At 65.1% G+C, this 16,697-nt stretch carries 16 protein-coding genes; 10 read left to right on the top strand and 6 right to left on the bottom strand.

Translation table 11 applies throughout. The features are described from left to right. The first annotated feature begins 3 nt into the window (after positions 1-3). Genes FMA36_RS01700 through uraH form a run of 8 tightly spaced genes read left to right on the top strand, consistent with a single transcriptional unit; the run spans position 4 to position 7,496 of the window. Positions 4-240, top strand: coding sequence for a DUF4089 domain-containing protein (locus FMA36_RS01700; RefSeq protein WP_159260313.1), 237 nt, complete (start codon positions 4-6; stop codon positions 238-240). Then, positions 237-1,610, top strand: coding sequence for an AtzE family amidohydrolase (locus tag FMA36_RS01695; protein ID WP_159260311.1), 1,374 nt, complete (start codon positions 237-239; stop codon positions 1,608-1,610). The genes FMA36_RS01700 and FMA36_RS01695 overlap by 4 nt, the downstream gene beginning before the upstream one ends. Beyond that, positions 1,604-3,196, top strand: coding sequence for a gamma-glutamyltransferase family protein (locus tag FMA36_RS01690; protein WP_159260309.1), 1,593 nt, complete (start codon positions 1,604-1,606; stop codon positions 3,194-3,196). Before FMA36_RS01695 ends, FMA36_RS01690 begins: the two co-directional genes overlap by 7 nt. Beyond that, the gene (locus FMA36_RS01685; protein ID WP_159260307.1) at positions 3,190-4,461 is read left to right on the top strand and encodes an allantoate amidohydrolase; all 1,272 of its coding nucleotides are present in this window, start codon (positions 3,190-3,192) and stop codon (positions 4,459-4,461) included. Before FMA36_RS01690 ends, FMA36_RS01685 begins: the two co-directional genes overlap by 7 nt. Further along, positions 4,458-5,687 carry a pyridoxal-phosphate-dependent aminotransferase family protein gene (locus tag FMA36_RS01680; protein WP_159260305.1) on the top strand — a complete coding sequence of 410 codons (1,230 nt, stop codon included), beginning with the start codon at positions 4,458-4,460 and terminating at the stop codon, positions 5,685-5,687. The genes FMA36_RS01685 and FMA36_RS01680 overlap by 4 nt, the downstream gene beginning before the upstream one ends. Positions 5,688-5,707: 20 nt before the next feature. Next, a complete protein-coding gene (gene puuE, locus FMA36_RS01675) occupies positions 5,708-6,619 on the top strand; it encodes an allantoinase PuuE (RefSeq protein WP_159260302.1) in 912 nt (303 codons plus the stop codon). Further along, a complete protein-coding gene (uraD, locus tag FMA36_RS01670; protein WP_159260300.1) occupies positions 6,616-7,143 on the top strand; it encodes a 2-oxo-4-hydroxy-4-carboxy-5-ureidoimidazoline decarboxylase in 528 nt (175 codons plus the stop codon). The genes puuE and uraD overlap by 4 nt, the downstream gene beginning before the upstream one ends. Beyond that, positions 7,140-7,496: a hydroxyisourate hydrolase gene (gene uraH, locus FMA36_RS01665; protein ID WP_159260298.1), complete on the top strand. Its 357-nt coding sequence runs from the start codon at positions 7,140-7,142 to the stop codon at positions 7,494-7,496. The genes uraD and uraH overlap by 4 nt, the downstream gene beginning before the upstream one ends. Before the next feature lie 164 nt (positions 7,497-7,660). On the opposite strand, the gene FMA36_RS01660 is transcribed toward uraH, so the two are convergent. The 5 genes from FMA36_RS01660 to FMA36_RS01640 form a co-directional block, all read right to left on the bottom strand. Continuing rightward, a complete protein-coding gene (locus FMA36_RS01660) occupies positions 7,661-8,689 on the bottom strand; it encodes an isocitrate/isopropylmalate dehydrogenase family protein (RefSeq protein WP_110566483.1) in 1,029 nt (342 codons plus the stop codon). Between the two features lie 173 nt (positions 8,690-8,862). Next, positions 8,863-10,635 carry an aminopeptidase P family protein gene (locus FMA36_RS01655; RefSeq protein ID WP_167517995.1) on the bottom strand — a complete coding sequence of 591 codons (1,773 nt, stop codon included), beginning with the start codon at positions 10,633-10,635 and terminating at the stop codon, positions 8,863-8,865. Positions 10,636-10,661: 26 nt separating this feature from the next. Beyond that, positions 10,662-11,180: a GNAT family N-acetyltransferase gene (locus FMA36_RS01650; RefSeq protein WP_159260295.1), complete on the bottom strand. Its 519-nt coding sequence runs from the start codon at positions 11,178-11,180 to the stop codon at positions 10,662-10,664. After that, on the bottom strand, positions 11,173-12,075 hold the full coding sequence (locus tag FMA36_RS01645; RefSeq protein ID WP_159260293.1) for a 50S ribosomal protein L11 methyltransferase: 903 nt from the start codon (positions 12,073-12,075) through the stop codon (positions 11,173-11,175). Before FMA36_RS01645 ends, FMA36_RS01650 begins: the two co-directional genes overlap by 8 nt. Beyond that, a complete protein-coding gene (locus FMA36_RS01640) occupies positions 12,076-14,289 on the bottom strand; it encodes an ATP-dependent helicase (protein ID WP_159260291.1) in 2,214 nt (737 codons plus the stop codon). A 63-nt stretch (positions 14,290-14,352) separates the two neighbouring features. Between FMA36_RS01640 and FMA36_RS01635 the strand changes: the two genes are divergently transcribed. Then, positions 14,353-15,048, top strand: a complete 696-nt coding sequence (locus tag FMA36_RS01635) for a UPF0758 domain-containing protein (RefSeq protein ID WP_240906445.1) — start codon at positions 14,353-14,355, stop codon at positions 15,046-15,048. Here the strand turns inward: FMA36_RS01635 and FMA36_RS01630 are convergent. After that, positions 15,045-15,737 carry an HAD hydrolase-like protein gene (locus tag FMA36_RS01630; protein WP_159260288.1) on the bottom strand — a complete coding sequence of 231 codons (693 nt, stop codon included), beginning with the start codon at positions 15,735-15,737 and terminating at the stop codon, positions 15,045-15,047. The genes FMA36_RS01635 and FMA36_RS01630 overlap by 4 nt on opposite strands. Before the next feature lie 83 nt (positions 15,738-15,820). Here FMA36_RS01630 and FMA36_RS01625 point away from each other — a divergent pair, with 83 nt between their 5' ends. After that, the gene (locus tag FMA36_RS01625) at positions 15,821-16,492 is read left to right on the top strand and encodes a JAB domain-containing protein (RefSeq protein ID WP_159260287.1); all 672 of its coding nucleotides are present in this window, start codon (positions 15,821-15,823) and stop codon (positions 16,490-16,492) included. Positions 16,493-16,697 lie beyond the last annotated feature (205 nt).

Here is a 16,697-nt window from a genome sequence, read left to right as displayed (position 1 = left end):
TAGATGAGTAGCGCTGTAAGTCTTTCGCCTTCCGCGCCGGGTGTCGCCGGTGCGGAGGCAAGCAATGACCACAAGGTTCCCCCCGTGGCTGATCTGGCCCGGATGATCGGGCTGAACATTCCGGTGGCCTGCCTGCCAGATGTCGTGGCCAATACGGCGTTGCTGCAGGGCTATGCCGACCTCGTGGCAGGCTTCGTGCTGCCCGATGACTGCGAGCCAGCCTACGGGTACGTGCCATGAGCGCGCGCGCCATGGGGGCAGCGCTTGGTATCGCGGCCGAGATACGCGCGGGCCGCCGCAACGCCGTGGGCGTGGTCACGGCCGTCATTTCCGATATCGAGGCGCGTGATACCCGCTTCAACAGCGTGACCCGCATCCTTGGCCCCGCCGCCGTGGCGCAGGCCGAGGAAGTGGACAAGGCCATTGCCGCAGGCCGCGACCCCGGCCCGCTGGCAGGCGTGCCCTTTGGCGTAAAAGACCTGTTTGACGTGCGCGGCGAGGTTACCACCGCAGGCTCCATCGTGCTGCGCGACAACCTGCCCGCTACCGAGGACGCTACCGTCGTCGCCCGCCTGCGTGCGGCTGGCGCCGTGCCGGTGGCCACCCTGAACATGGATGAATTTGCCTACGGCTTCTCGACCGAGAACGCGCATAACGGCACCACCCGCAACCCGCATGATCATGCCCGCCTTGCCGGTGGCTCGTCAGGCGGGTCGGCTGCCGCCGTGGCTGCGGGGCTGCTGCCGTTTACGCTGGGCTCGGACACCAATGGCTCGATCCGCATTCCGTCCGCGCTGTGCGGAGTGTGGGGGCTCAAGCCCACCTACGGGCAGATGCCGCTGCGTGGTGTCTATCCGTTCGTGGCCAGCCTCGATACTGCAGGCCCCATGGCCGACACGCTTGAGGACCTGATGGCGGTGTATGCCGTCATGTCCGGCCGGGACGTATCAGCCCTGCCCGATGTGGCATCGGTGAAAGTGGCGCGGCTGGGGGGCTGGTTTGCCCGCAATGTCAGCACTGAGCTGACGGCTGCGATTGATGGCGTGATGGCGCATCTGGGCCATGACCGCGTGATCGAACTGCCCGAGGTGGCGCGGGCGCGGGCATCCGCCTTCCTCATCAGTGCGGCGGAAGGGGGCAATCTGCACCTGCCCCGCCTGCGCAGGCGCTCCATGCAGTATGACCCGGCCACCCGCAGCCGCCTCATGGCAGGCGCCATGCTGCCTGCGGCCACCTTCGTGCAGGCGCAGCGCTTCCGCCGGTGGTTCCGCGCGCAGGTACATGAGGCCTTTACGCAGGCCGATGTGCTGGTGGCGCCCACCACGGTGGGCGTTGCGCCGCGTATCGACCAGCCTTCCATTATGGTGGATGGCAAGAGTGTCTCCGCGCGGGCCAATCTGGGCATTTATACCCAGCCCATCAGCCTGGCCGGGCTGCCAGTGCTGGCAACCCCGCTGGCCGCTCCGGGCCTGCCGCTGGGCATCCAGTTGATCGGCGCGCCGGGGGCTGAGGCAAAACTGTTTGCCGTGGCCGCCGAACTGCAGCGCGCGGGCCTTGCCGCCTGCCGCCCGCTTGATGCGGGTTACGCGCGGAAGGAGCAGTCATGCTGAATACGCCGCGTTCATGCCGGGGGATGGTCACATCCCCCCACCACCTTGCCAGCCAGGCAGGCCTTGACGTGCTCAAGGCAGGCGGCACGGCCATTGAGGCCGCCGTTGCCACTGCCGCAGCATTGGCCGTGGTCTATCCGCACATGACCGGCATCGGGGGGGATGCCTTCTGGCTGACCATGTGGCCCGATGGAAGGGTTGAAACCATCGATGCCTGCGGTGCGGCCGCAGGCAAGGCGGATGCCGCGTTCTATCACGCCGCAGGCCATGACACGATTCCGTGGCGTGGCCCGCTTGCGGCCAACACGGTCGCGGGCACGGTATCGGGGTGGGAGATGGCCCTGTCATGGAGCCATGCCATGGCGCCGGGCCTGCCGCTTGGCCGCGTGCTGCGCGATGCGCTGTACTATGCCGAGCAGGGCGTGCCAGTCACCGCGGGCGCTGCCGAGATTACCCGCCAGAAAATGGATGAACTCAAAAACGTGCCCGGCTTTGCCGCGCAGTTCATGCCCGGCGGCAAGCTGCCGCAGGCAGGCGACATCCTGCACAACCCGCGCCTGGCCACGACGCTGCGCCAACTGGCTGATGAAGGGCTTTCCAGCTTCTATCGTGGCACGGTGGCGCGTGAACTGGCCGCCGACCTGCAGGCCCTTGGCAGCCCGTTGACCCTGGCCGACCTGCAGGCGCACAAGGCGACCCACCAGCCAGCGCTGCATGCCCGCATCCATGGCGCGGACCTGTACAACATGGCGCCCCCCACGCAGGGCGTGGCCTCGCTGCTGATCCTGGCGCTGTTTGACCGGCTCAAGGCGGCGAACGCGGATGATTTCGATTACCTGCACGGACTGGTCGAGGCCACCAAGCAGGCCTTCCGCTACCGCGACACGCATGTGGGCGATCCCGCCTACATGACCGTGCAGGCGCAGGACATCCTTGATGACCGCAAGGCGCTTGACCGCATGGCGGCCGCCATCGACCCGAACAAGGCGGCCCCCTGGCCGTGGCAGTCGCAGCAGGGCGATACGGTATGGCTGGGTGTGATCGATTCCGATGGGCTGGCCGTGAGCATGATCCAGAGCCTGTATTTTGAATATGGCTCGGGCGTGGTGCTGCCACGCACGGGTGTGGTGTGGCAGAACCGCGGTACCAGCTTCGGGCTTGACCCGCAGGGGTGGAACGGCCTGCGGCCGGGCCGCAAGCCGTTCCATACACTCAACCCGGCGGGTGCGCGCTTCGAGGATGGGCGGACCATGGTGTACGGTACCATGGGCGGCGAAGGACAGCCCCAGACACAGGCGGCCCTGTTCACCCGCTACGCGCGCTACGGCATGCCGCTGCAGCGCGCCATCACGGCGCCGCGCTGGCTGCTGGGCCGTACATGGGGGGAATCCAGCGTCAGCCTGAAATATGAAGACCGCTTCGACCCCGAGGTGATCGCCCGCATGAGTGCCGCGGGCCACCAGATGGAACGCGTGGCGCCGTTTTCCTCCATCATGGGGCATGCGGGCGCGCTGGTGCGCCACGAATCCGGCCTGCTGGAGGGGGCGAGCGACCCGCGCAGCGATGGATGTGTCGCCGCATGGTAAACGCACGGGACAGCATGGACCGCCCTTCGGGCCAGCGCGCCGTTGCACGCTGCACCGAGCTGGGTCGCGCGCCGTATTCCGAGATGGAGGGCGGGCTGTTCCGCCCCTATCTCGGCCCATCCTACCGCGCCACCTGCGACCGGCTGGCTACGTGGATGCACGCGGCAGGCATGACCACGCGCATGGATGCGGCAGGCAACCTGCTGGGGCGCTACGAGGGCCTGACGCCGGATGCCCCGGTGCTGCTGCTCGGCTCGCATATCGACAGCGTGCGCGATGGCGGCTTTTTTGATGGCATGCTGGGGGTCATCCTCGGCATCGAGGCCGTGGCCCATTTCGCGGCAGAGGGCAAACGCTTCCCCTTCGCGCTGGAAGTGATCGGCTTTGGGGATGAGGAGGGCTCGCGCTTTCCCTCAGGCATGCTGACCTCGCATGCCGTGGCTGGCGTGCTCGAAGCGCCTGATCCCGCCATGAGCGACTGGGCCGAGACCGCGACACTGGCCAAGGCGCTGGCTGAATTCGGGCTGGATGTGGGCCAGATGCACACGGCATCACGCAAGGGCGAAAAGATCCTTGCCTATGTCGAGGCGCATATCGAGCAGGGGCCGGTGCTCGAGGCCGAGGGCCGCGCCCTTGGCGTGGTCAGCGCCATTGCCGCGCAGCACCGCTACCGCATGACCCTGCGCGGCATGGCGGGGCATGCAGGCACCGTATCGATGGACCTGCGGCGCGACGCGCTGGCAGGCGCTGCCGAGATCATCCTCGCTGCCGAGCGTATCGGCCGCGCGGGCACGCAGGGGCTGGTGGCTACCGTAGGCTCGCTCGATGTGGTGCCGGGTGCCGCCAACGTGGTGCCAGGCGAGGTGGTGCTGACCGTGGATGTGCGTGCGGGAACCAATGCGGTGCGCGACCGGGCCGCGCAGGAAATCCTGGCCGTGGCCCACGCGGTGGCGCAGGCGCGTCATCTCGCGCTGGACGTGGCCCTGCAGCAGGATCTCGACGCCACCCCATGTGATCCGCGCCTGACATCCTTCATGGAACAGGCCGTGCGGGACGTGACGGGTACTGACCCGCGCCTGCTGGTCAGCGGTGCCGGGCATGATGCCATGATCATGGCGCATCTGGCCCCGGTTTCCATGTTGTTCGTTCGTTGCGAGGGCGGTATCAGCCATAACCCCGCTGAATCCGTAACCGATGCGGATACGGATGCGGCCTTGCGGGCCATGATCGCCTTTATCGGACTTTTTGAGAGACATTTCGGATGACCCAGACCTTTTTCGGCCAGATCAACCCACCTGCCCGGCTGCTCATGGGGCCGGGGCCGGTCAACGCGCACCCGCGCGTGCTGCGTGCCATGGCGGCCGACATGCTGGGCCAGTTCGACCCCGAGATGACCGATTACATGAACCAGACGATGGAACTCTACCGTCAGGTGTTCATGACCAACAACCGCTGGACCCTGCTGGTTGATGGCACGGCGCGGGCCGGGATCGAGGCGGCGCTGGTCTCGCTGGTCGAGCCGGGCATGAAGCTGCTGATCGTGCGCGCGGGGCGTTTTGGCCTGCTGCTCTCCGAGATCGCGCAGCGCATCGGCGCCGATATCGTGACGCTGGACCTGCCCTGGGGCGAGGTCGCGAGCCTTGAACAGATCGAGGATGCCATCGTGACCCATCGCCCGCATGTGCTGGCGTGCATTCATGGCGATACGTCCACCACAATGGCCCAGCCGCTCGATGGGGTAGGCGCGCTGTGCCGCAGGTATGACGTGCTGTCCTATGTCGATACCACGGCCACCCTGGGCGGCATGGAAGTGGCCACCGACCGCTGGGGCGTGGATGTGGTGAGTTCGGGCCTGCAGAAATGCATGGGTGGCCCGCCGGGTTCCGCGCCCATCACCATCTCAGACCGCGCGGCCGAGCACATCTTCGCCCGCCGCCATGTCGAGGCCGGCATCCGGGGCAGCGACACGACCGATGGCACGCGCGTGCGCATTCCGTCGAACTATTTCGATCTGGCCATGGTTATGGATTACTGGTCCGAAAAGCGCCTGAACCATCACACCGAGGCCACCACCATGCTCTACGGCGCGCGTGAAGCCGCCCGCGTGGCGCTTGAGGAAGGGCTGCAGGCCCGCTTCGCCCGCCATGCAGCAGCATCGCGCGCGGTCTGCGCCGGGCTGCGCGCCATGGGGCTGGAACTGTTTGGCGGCGATGAACACCGCATGACCAACGTGACCGGCGTGTACATCCCCAAGGGCATTGATGGCGAGAAGGTGCGCGCGCGCATGCGCGAGGATTTCGAGATCGAGATCGGCTCCGCCTTCGGCCCGCTGCAGGGCAAGATCTGGCGCATCGGGGCCATGGGTTACAACGCTGAAAAGCACAAGGTGCTGCTGACCATGGGCGCGCTTGAAACCGTGCTGCGCCATGAAGGCCACGGCTTTAGCGCAGGCAGCGGCGTTGATGCTGCCCTTGCCGCCTATAACGACTGATAACAGGAGACCACGGCGTAATGTCTGATACAGGTGCCTATCCGCGCGACATGGTTGGTTATGCCGGTAACCCGCCCGATGCAAAATGGCCTGGCGGGGCGCGGATCGCGGTCCAGTTCGTCATCAATTACGAGGAGGGGGCCGAGAACTCGGTCCTTCATGGCGATCGCGGGTCGGAGGCATTCCTGTCCGAGATGGTGGGGGCGCAGTCCATTCCCGGCGCCCGCGCCATTGCGATGGAAAGCCTGTATGAATACGGCTCGCGCGCCGGGTTCTGGCGGCTGCACCGCATCTTTACCCAGCGCAAACAGCCGCTTACGGTGTTTGCCGTGGCTGCCGCCATGGCGCGCAACCCTGCAGCAGTTGCCGCGATGAAGGATGCCGGGTGGGAGATCGCCTCCCACGGGCTGCGCTGGATCGACTACCAGCACGTGCCTGAAGCCGTTGAGCGCGCCCACATCCTTGAATGCATTGCGCTGCATGAAAAGCTGACCGGCTCGCGCCCGCTGGGCTGGTACCAGGGGCGCACCAGCCCCAATACCGCGCGCATCGTGGCGGAAGAAGGCGGCTTTGTGTACGACGCCGATTCCTACGCCGATGACCTGCCCTATTACGACCGCAGCGCGGGCCGGGCGCAGTTGATCGTGCCTTACACCCTTGATGTGAACGACATGCGCTTCGTGGCGCTGAACGGCTTTACCGAGGGCGAGCAGTTCTTCAACTACCTGCGCGACACGTTCGATGAACTCTACGAGGAAGGGGCGGATAAGCCGCGCATGATGTCGGTCGGCCTGCACTGCCGTGTGGCCGGTCGCCCGGGCCGTGCGCGGGCAGTGGCACGCTTCCTTGACTATATTGCCCAGCGCGAGAAGGTGTGGGTCGCCACCCGGCTGGACATTGCACGGCACTGGCTCGAGACGCATCCGGCATGAACCGTGTCTTTGACCGGGTAAATTCCCTCTCCGCCGTGCGGTTTGTGGAACTGTTTGGCCCGATATACGAGCATTCGCCCTGGATTGCCCAGCGTGCCCATGGTCACGCGCCCTTCAGCGGGCACGATTCCATGCTGGCCGCCATGGCGCTGGTGCTGGAACAGGCGGATGAAGCCGAAAAGATGGCCCTCATTCGCGCCCACCCCGAGCTTGCGCAGCGCATGGGGGTTGACCCCACGCTCACCTCGGCCTCGGCAGCCGAGCAGGCCTCCGCCGGGCTGGATCGGCTGACGCCTGATGAGTTTTCCAGCTTCCGCGCGCTCAATGAGGCCTATGCCGCCAAATTCGGCATGCCGTTCATCATCTGCGTGCGGCGTTCGGACAAGCAGGCCATCCTGAACGGGCTGCGGACCCGGCTGGAAAACACGCCCGAGGCCGAGCAGCAGACCGCGCTGGCCGAGATCAACAAGATCGCAGCACTTCGCCTGGCTGATGTGCTCGAACGCCTGGAGCATGAAGTATGAGCACGCTTTCCACCCATGTGCTTGATCTCGTATCGGGCAAGCCTGCTGCTGGCATGGGCATCAGCCTGTGGGCGGGGCAGGACTGCCTGTTCAGGGGCGTAACCAACGCTGATGGCCGCTGCCCTGAACTTGGCGAGCAGATGGGCGAGATGCAGCCCGGCGCCTACCGGCTGGAATTTGCCGTGGCAGATTATTTCCGCGCGCAGGGGACGACTTTGTCCGAGCCGCCTTTCCTTGATGTGGTGCCGATTGCGTTTGGCATGGCGGCAGCCGGGGCGGATGGCAGGGGAGGGCATTACCATGTGCCGCTTCTGGCCTCACCGTTCGGGTTTTCGACCTACCGCGGGAGCTGAAAACCAGAAGTTTTTGGTGAAGCTTTTTTCAAAAAGCCTCAGATAACGGCGTCTCTCACAAAAAGAGGGCGTCAGCATAAATGCAAAAAGGGCCGTGGCATGATCGCCACGGCCCTTTTTGCATGCTCCTGCGACAGGTCGCCCCGCCGCAGGATGCACCAAAATCAGGAAACAGCCTGCTTCAGCGCTGCCGTCAGGTCGGTCGTGCTGGCCTTGCCGCCAAGGTCGCCGGTGCGCACGGCACCCGAGGAGATGACCTTCTCGATGGCCTTGTCGATGCGGGTTGCCAGGTCCTGGCGGCCGACATGCTGCAGCATCATGTTGGCAGCGAGCAGCAGCGAGGTCGGGTTGGCCTTGTTCTGGCCCGCAATGTCAGGAGCGGAACCATGCACGGCCTCGAACACGGCGGCCTTCTCGCCAATATTCGCACCTGGTGCCAGGCCAAGGCCGCCAACCAGACCGGCGGTCAGGTCGGACAGGATGTCACCAAACAGGTTGGTGGTGACAATGCAGTCATACTGCCAGGGGTCGGTCACGAGCTGCATGGCGCAGGCGTCCACGATGCGCTCGTTCACTTCCACGCGGCCTTCATATTCCTTGGCGACCTTGCGGCCTTCCTCAAGGAACAGGCCGGTCAGCAGCTTGAGGATGTTGGCCTTGTGCACCAGCGTCACGCGCTTGCGGTTGTTCTTGACCGCGTATTCAAAGGCATAGCGCACGATGCGGTTGCATTCCGCGCGCGAGGTGTAGCCTGCGCTCGTTGCGATGGCATGCGGGTCGTCACCAACGGGAATGTAGTTTTCGAGTGCGGCGTAATAGCCCTCGAGGTTCTCGCGGAAGATGACGAGATTGATGTTCTCGAAGCGGCCGCCCGGCACGATCGTTTTTGTGGGGCGTACATTCGCGAACAGGCCGAACTCCTGGCGCAGTGTCACGTTGATGGACTTGAAGCCGCCACCGACGGGCGTGGTCAGCGGGCCTTTCAGCGCAAGGCCGGTGCGGCGGATGCTCTCGATCGTCTCCTTGGGCAGCGGGCTGCCGGTAGCCTCAAGGGCGGAAACGCCACCAAGCGCCTTTTCCCATTTGAAGGGGGCGCCAACCGTATCAAGGATCTCGACAACGGAGTCGACAATTTCAGGCCCGATTCCATCACCGGGAATCAGGGTAGCGGGAATTGTTTTTTCTGCAGACATTCTCGAACGTCTCCCTTTAGTGCTTGCTACTGAAAAGCGTTTCAGCATACGCACCGGCTTGGCGGACCCGGTTCGTTGCCGGGTGCCCCGTCGGAACTGGTTAAAAGTCCTAGGCCCCCCAGTCCGGTGTGACAATCGGGCCACGGGGCCGGGCTTGCGGTTTTACAGTCACATTATCCGGCGTGCAGCGGCGCGCAGGCGGCTGCAAGCCATGTGCGTGCCGGAGTTTGCAGATGCGGGGCAATGCTTTCAAAAACCCGTGCATGATAGCCATCAAGCCAGGCAATTTCGGCTGCTGACAGGCTGGCGGCATCAATCAGCCGCCTGTCAAAGGGGGCGAGCGTAAGCACCTCGAACTCCAGAAACGACCGGTTGGCCTCGCCCACGGTGCTGGGCTGGATCAGATGCAGGTTTTCAAGCCGGATGCCAAACGCGCCGGGGCGGTAATAGCCCGGTTCGTTAGACAGGATCATGCCTGCATGCAGCGCCACGGGCCGGAATACGGGCGAGATCGTGGCCGGTCCCTCATGCACCGACAGATAGCTGCCAATGCCGTGGCCGGTGCCGTGGTCATAATTCAGTCCGCCCTCCCACAGGGCATGGCGGGCCAGCGCATCGAGCGCGTGGCCGGTCACACCGGTGGGAAAGCGCGCGCGGGCAAGCGCGATATGCCCGCGCAGCACGCGGGTAAAGGCATCACGCACCGCCGCATCGGGCGCATCCGGCCCGGTCCAGATGGTGCGGGTGATGTCGGTGGTGCCAAAGGGATACTGCCCGCCGCTATCGATCAGATAGACCTCGTTGGCCTGTAGCGCCCGGTTGCTTTCGGGGGTGACGCGGTAGTGGATGATGGCCCCGTTCGGCCCCGCGCCGGAGATGGCGGGAAAGCTCTCCTCACGGTAATCGGGGCAGTCGGCGCGAAAGCCGTTGAGCTTTTCGGCGGCATCAAGTTCCGTAGTAAGGGCCGCGTTTTCATCCAGCCAGTGCAGGAAGCGGCAGATCGCAACACCATCAAGCAGGTGAGCGCGGCGGCTGCCTTCCTGCTCGGTCGGGTTCTTGATGGCCTTGGGCAACTGGCACGGATCATCCTTGCGGATGACCGTGGCACCGGCCTGCTCCAGCACCTGCATGAACCAGATGGCATTGCGGGCGGGGTCAACCTGCACACGGGCCGGGGCCAGGGCGCGCAGACTCTCCTCGAGCGCTGAGGGTGGCAGCAGGGTCACGTCGGCGCCCAGCCAGTCGCGCGTCTGCGGCGCTACCTTGGCGGGGTCGATGAACAGCGTCACCCGCCCGTCATCGCGCACGATGGCAAAGCTCAGGCTGAGCGGGGTGTAGGGCACATCGGTGCCACGAATGTTGAGCAGCCACGCAATCGAGGCCGGGTCGCTCAGCACCAGTGCGTGCTCGCCCGCGGCCTGCAGGCTGGTGGCAAGGGCTTCGCGCTTGGCGGTGCTGGCCTGCCCGGCCCAGGCTTCTGGCTGCGGCACGCAGGGCGTGCAGGGCGGGGCAGGGCGGTCGGTCCAGATCTGGTCCACCGGGTTTTCAGCCAGCGGCACGAGCGTCAGCCCGGCATTACTGAACGGGCGCAGCGCGCTCTCGGCAATCAGGCGTGGGTCGTAGCCGATGCGCTGGCTCGCGCCATGCTGCGCCAGCCAGCCTGCGGGCGGGGTCCGGGTAATGTGCAGCCGCTCCCAGATCGTGCCATCAACCTGCTGGTCCATCTGGGTAATGTAGCGCCCATCGGAGAACACGGCGGCGCGGTCGGGCAGGATGGCCGCCAGCCCCGCGCTGCCGGTAAAGCCGGTGAGCCAGGCCAGCCGTTCCGCGCAGGGGGCGACATATTCGCCCAGATGCTCATCGCCACGCGGCAGGATGAAGCCATCCACGCCCATCCGGCTCAGGGCGGCGCGCAGGGCTTCGGGGCGGTTCGGGGCTGGCGACATGGGCATATCCTTGACGGGGTTGGAACTTATACCGGCGACATGATGCGGTACAGGAACAGGAGGTCCATCCAGCGGCCATACTTGGTGCCGCATTCTGGCAGCAGGCCCCCATGCTGGAAGCCAAAGCGCTCATGCAGCTTGCGCGAGGCGATGTTGGTCGAGGTAATGCCCGCGATCATGACATGCACGTCCGCCGCCTTCGCCCGCTCGCACAGGGCCTGCAGCAGGGCGCTGCCAATGCCCTGGCGCTTGTAGACGGGCGCTATATACAGCGAATGCTCCACCGTATGCCGGTAGCCCGAAAACGGGCGGAACATCTTCCAGCTACTGTAGCCTGCAACATTGCCATCGGGCATCTGCGCCACCAGCACGGGAAAGCCGCTGGCCTGGCTGGTGTGCAGCCATTCCAGCCGGGCCTCGATGGTGGTTTCCTGCGTTTCCCACATCGAGGTGCTGTTGCGGATGGCGTGGTTGACGATCTCGACAATGGCCGGGATGTCGTCATCCGTCGCATCGCGGATCAGGAGGGCAGGCGTGTCAGCCATGGGGTTTGCGCAGGATCAGCGTGCCCCAGTCTCCCTCGCGCAGGTGGCGCTCGAGAACAAGCCCGTGGCGGCGATGGGCGGCCAGCACCATGCGCACCTGCGTGTTGAGCAGCCCGGCCAGGATTGCGGTGCCACCGGGCAGCAGGTTGAGTGCCAGGTCAGCGGCCATGCTGCACAGGGGGCGCGCCAGGATGTTGGCAAACACAAGGTCATAGGGTGCATGGTGGCGGATGGCGGGCGTGGCCCAGCCATTGCCCAGATGGCAGTCAACCAGATTGGCAAGCCCGTTCATGGCGGCGTTGCGCTTTGTCACCCGCACCGACCACGGGTCGATATCGGTTGCCAGCACCGGCTTGTGCAGCAGGGCTGCGGCTGCCATGGCAAGGATGCCCGAGCCGCAGCCGAGGTCGAGAATGCGCTGTGGTTTGCGGTAGGCCACCATTTCAAGCGCGCGCAGGCAGCCGCGCGTGGAGCCGTGCTCGCCCGAGCCAAAGGCCACGCCCGCATCAAGCGTGATGGTAATGCGCTGCGGGTTGGGCGCATCTTCAAGATGCGTGCCGCGAATGGCAAAGCGCCTGCCCGCAAGCTGCTCGGGGAAGGATTCGTAGGTGCGGGCCAGCCAGCCTTCGGCCTCGGTGTGGCTGCGCTCGAGTTCGGCATCCACGCCGCTGGTCAGGGCGGCGAGGATCAGGGCGGCGCGTAGTTCGTCCTCACCGTTGCCGGTGTCCTTCACCCCTTCCACGCGCCACAGGGTCTGGCTGTCATCAAGTTCGAATATGCCGATGGTGGCGCAGACGGTGGCGAGGGCGGATTCATAGGCCTCGACCGCATCGGGCGGAACGGTGACCGATATGGTTTCAAGTTCGGTGGCGTGACGCCGGGGGGAAAGGCTCATCTATACCTGCTCAACAAATTTATCGATCACCCGCTTGGGGCCTGCTTTTTCAAACGCGACTTCCAGCCGGTTTCCTTCGACCGAGGTAATCGTGCCGTAGCCGAATTTCTGGTGGAACACACGCACCCCCACCTTCATGCCGGGTGCAGTCTTTGCCGCGGGTGTGACGTCATGCACCTTTCGCGCCGCAACAAGCGGGAAGGGGGATGAGCCGAACACCGCCGGGCGGCCCAGAAAGTTGCGGCGGCTGCTGGTGCTGTCGCCCCGGCTTTCAATATGCTCGGCGGGCAGTTCCTCCACAAACCGGCTGGGAATGGCGGACTGCCAGCTGCCATAGATCAGGCGGTTGGCGGCATGGCTGATGATGGCCAGCCTGCGCGCGCGCGTAATGCCCACATAGGCCAGGCGGCGTTCTTCCTCCAGCCCCTTCAGCCCGCCTTCATCGAGCGTGCGCTGCGAGGGGAAGACCCCTTCCTCCCATCCGGGCAGGAACACGGTATCGAATTCCAGCCCCTTGGCGCCATGCAGCGTCATGATGCTCATGCTGTCATCGCCCGCCTTCGCCTCGGTATCCATGACAAGGGCGACATGTTCGAGGAATCCGCCAAGGTTCTCGTAATCAGCCAGCGAGCGCACGAGTTCCTTGAGGTTCTCGATCCGGCCCGGCGCGTCGGGCGACTTGTCGGCCTTCCACATCTCGATATACCCGCTTTCATCGAGCAGGTTGTCGATGGCTACGACATGCCCTTCGCGCCCGGCCTGCTCGCGCGCGGTGGCGAGTGCGTGCATCAGCGCGGTCAGCTGTTCCTTCGCCCGGCCCCTGATCTCGCCGGTGGCGAGCATTTCCAGCACGGCGGCGGTGAGTGGCATCTGGCGTTCGCGGGCGTGCATGTGCAGCTTCTGCAGCCCCGTTGCCCCCACGCCCCGGCGCGGCACGTTGATGATGCGCTCGAACGCCAGGTCATCGGAGGGCTGGCTGACCACGCGCATATAGGCAATGGCATCACGAATTTCGGCACGTTCATAAAAGCGCAGGCCGCCCACCACGCGGTAGGGCAGGCCAAGGGTGATCAGCCGTTCCTCGAACGCGCGGGTCTGGAAGCCCGCGCGCACGAGGATGGCGATCTCGCTCATGGCGTGGCCATCGCCGCGCAGGCGTTCGATCTCGGCGCCGACCATGCGGGCCTCGTCATCGGAGTCCTGCACGGCAATCACGCGCACCTTCTCGCCTTCCGCATCCTCGCGGCCGGGGTGCAGCGTCTTGCCAAGCCGCTCCTCGTTATGGGCGATCAGGCCCGAAGCTGCGCCAAGGATCTGGCGGGTGGAGCGGTAATTGCGCTCGAGCCGCACCACGCGCGCACCGGGGAAGTCGCGCTCGAAGCGCAGGATGTTCTCCACTTCCGCCCCGCGCCATGAATAGATGGACTGGTCATCATCACCCACGCAGCAGATGTTCGAGGGCTGGCCTTTCCTGTGGGCGAGCAGGCGCAGCCACAGGTACTGGATGGTGTTGGTATCCTGATACTCATCGACGAGGATATAGCGGAAGTAGCGGTGATACTGCTCCAGCACGGCGGGGTGTCTGCGCAGGATTTCGGTCATATGCAGCATCAGGTCGCCAAAGTCGCAGGCGTTGATCTGCTTCAGTCGATTTTGGTAGTCGGTATAGATCTCGGCGCAGCGACCATTGGCGAAATCGGTATCCTCGGCGGCCGTGATGGCGTCGGGCACGAGGCCACGATCCTTCCAGCGCTGGATCACGCCCATGATCGCCTGTGGCGGCCAGCGCTTGGTGTCGATACGGTAGGGTTCGAGCACCTGCTTGAGCAGGCGCAACTGGTCATCGGTATCGAGAATGGTGAAGCTGCTGGTAAGCCCCACATATTCCGCATGGCGGCGCAGCATGCGCGCGCATAGCGCGTGGAAGGTGCCCAGCCACAGCCCTTCCGCCGGTTCGCCCAGCAGGGCGCTCACGCGCTCGCGCATCTCGCGCGCGGCCTTGTTGGTAAAGGTTACGGCAAGGATCTGGTTGGGGCGCGCCCGGCCCGAGAGCAGGATATGCGCGAACCGCGTGGTCAGCACCCGCGTCTTGCCCGTGCCCGCACCGGCAAGGACCAGCAGCGGGCCATCGGTTGTCTCGATCGCGTCGCGCTGCTCGGGGTTGAGGCGGTTGAGGTATTCCGGCGCGTTGCCGGTAGGGATAAGGCTGTCCATCACGCTTTCTTCTATACCAATCCGGGCAGTGCGCACCAATGCTATCGGGCGTGTGGAGGGGTCATGAAAGAAACAAAGCCAATAAAAACACCGGCACGGGTCGGCCCCGGCGGCCACAGGGCGCGCATGCGCGAGCGCATTCGCGTGGCGGGCGCGCACTCGCTGGCCGACTATGAACTGCTCGAGGTGCTGCTGTTTGCCGCAACCCCCCGGCGCGACACCAAGCCGCAGGCCAAGGCCCTGCTGGCCACGTTTGGCAGCCTCGAGGCGGTGCTTGAGGCCACGCCTTCCGCCCTGCGGGCGGCGGGGCTGGGGCCGCGCGGGGTGGCGGTCATCAGCGTGCCGGGGGAGGTGGCGCAGCGCCTGGCCCATGCCGACCTGCGCGGGCAGGTCGTTTTTACCGATATGGCGGTGCTGCTCGATTACTGCGACCGCCTGCCGGCCTGCACGCCTGATGGCATGCGGATGTTCTACCTTGATTCAGCCCGCCAGATGCTGGCCGATGAGGTCGTGCCCGCGGGCCTTCCGCCGCAACAGTGCCGCGCGGTTCTGGCCCGCGCGCTTGAACTGCATACGGTCTCGCTCATTGCGGTGCGCGACATGGGCCGGCACGCGCCCCCACCGGCTGAAAACCTGCCCGAACTGCGCCTTGTGCGCATGTTATACGCCCATGCCCGCCTGCTCGGCCTGATGTTTCAGGACTGCCTGGTGCGTGGGGCGGGGCAGGTGGTGAGCATGCGGGGGCTGATGGAGCGCTAGGTGTGGGGATGGGCCTCGGCTGCCGCGAATTGCTGGCGGATGGCGGCCAGCAGCTCGGCAGGCTGGCTGACCAGCGCATCCGCACCCGCCTGCACAAGTTCCTCGCGCGTGCCGTAGCCCCATAGCACGCCCAGCGCGCGCACATGGTTGGCATGCGCCCCGCTGATGTCGAAGCGGCGGTCGCCGATCATCAGCGCATCCTCGCGGTTGACGGCGTATTCACGCAGCACGGCGGCGATCAGTTCGGGCTTTTCGGCCCCGCTTTCATCCTCACGCGCGCCGGACAGGCCGTCAAAATACTGCACCAGGCCGCGCATGTGCAGGATCTTGCGCGCCAGGTAGCGCGGCTTGGAGGTGGCTACGAACAGCCGCACGCCCTCGGCCGAGAGGGTCTCGATCACCTCGCGCATATGCTCGAAAACCGGGCTCTTGTGCATGCCCCCCGACTCGTAGTGTTTGCGGTACAGCGCCATTGCTTCGTGCACACGGTCATCGCCATAATGGGCGAGGATGTGGCCGATCAGTTCCTCAAGCGGCGGGCCAACCACCCAGGTCAGGTCCATCGACAGGTCGGGCTCATGCCCGAGGTCGCGCAGCACGGCATGGATGGATTCGACAATGCCATCACGCGAGCGGATGATGGTGCCATCGAGGTCAAAAAGTACGGTATGGGACTGATGAAGACGCATGCAGGTTCATAACCTCCTTATTTTGTCGCCATCATGCACCATGGCGGCGCGTTCTGTCCTGCAATTGTTGGGGAAGGGCCGTTTTGTCCGACCATAAGCCACCCGTTCCCGCATCAGTGCCGCTTGGCGGCAGAATCAGCCGTGCGCAGGATCATGCGCTCCTGCATCGTCTCATCCGCACGCTTGATACGGCGCACCCCGCCCCCGACCGGCTGGCAGCCAGCCTTCTGGCCCGTTTCGGCTCGGCGGGCATGGCGCTTTCGGCGCATGTGGGCGGGCTTGATGAAGTGGCGGGGCGCGAGGCCCTCGTGCCGCCGTTGCTCGCTGTGGCGCGTGAGGCGGCATTACGGCTGTATCGGGGCCGGGTGCGGCGCACGGATGTGCTCGCGGGCCGCAAGGGGCTGGAGGCCTACCTGCAGGCCTGCATGGGCCATGAAGTGGTCGAGCAGTTCCGCGTACTGTTTCTTGACGGGGAGTTCCGCCTGCTGGCCGATGATTTAATGGGCACTGGCACGGTCAACCATTCCCCCGTCTATCCGCGCGAGATCATGCGCCGCGCTTTGCAACTTGGCGCCGAAAAGCTGGTGCTGGCCCATAACCACCCCGCAGGCCGCCCCGAGCCATCAGGGGCTGATATCGAGATGACCATGCGCATTGCTCAGATTGGCAGGCTGATGGGTGTTGTCGTGCATGACCACATTATTGTGGGCAACGGGCGCACCCACAGTTTCCGCGCCATGGGGCTGATTGCCTGACAGGTCAGGGCCAGGCGTCTTTTACCAGCATGGCCCCAATCCAGGCATTGCTGCCTGAAAGGGCGGTCATGATGATAGATCGTTCAAAACCGCTAAGCGGGCCCGTCATTCAATACAAACAGGATACAGTTTGAAGGTTCATCGTTAATGAAAAAGTAAAAGTCCTCACGTTCCGCCGGTTTTTCAAGAACACGGCATCTGGTGA

Source organism: Komagataeibacter xylinus, assembly GCF_009834365.1.
In the GTDB taxonomy this organism is placed as follows: domain Bacteria; phylum Pseudomonadota; class Alphaproteobacteria; order Acetobacterales; family Acetobacteraceae; genus Komagataeibacter; species Komagataeibacter xylinus_D.
The sequence above is the reverse complement of the archived record's forward strand: the minus strand, read 5'-3'. Positions and strand labels throughout refer to the sequence as shown.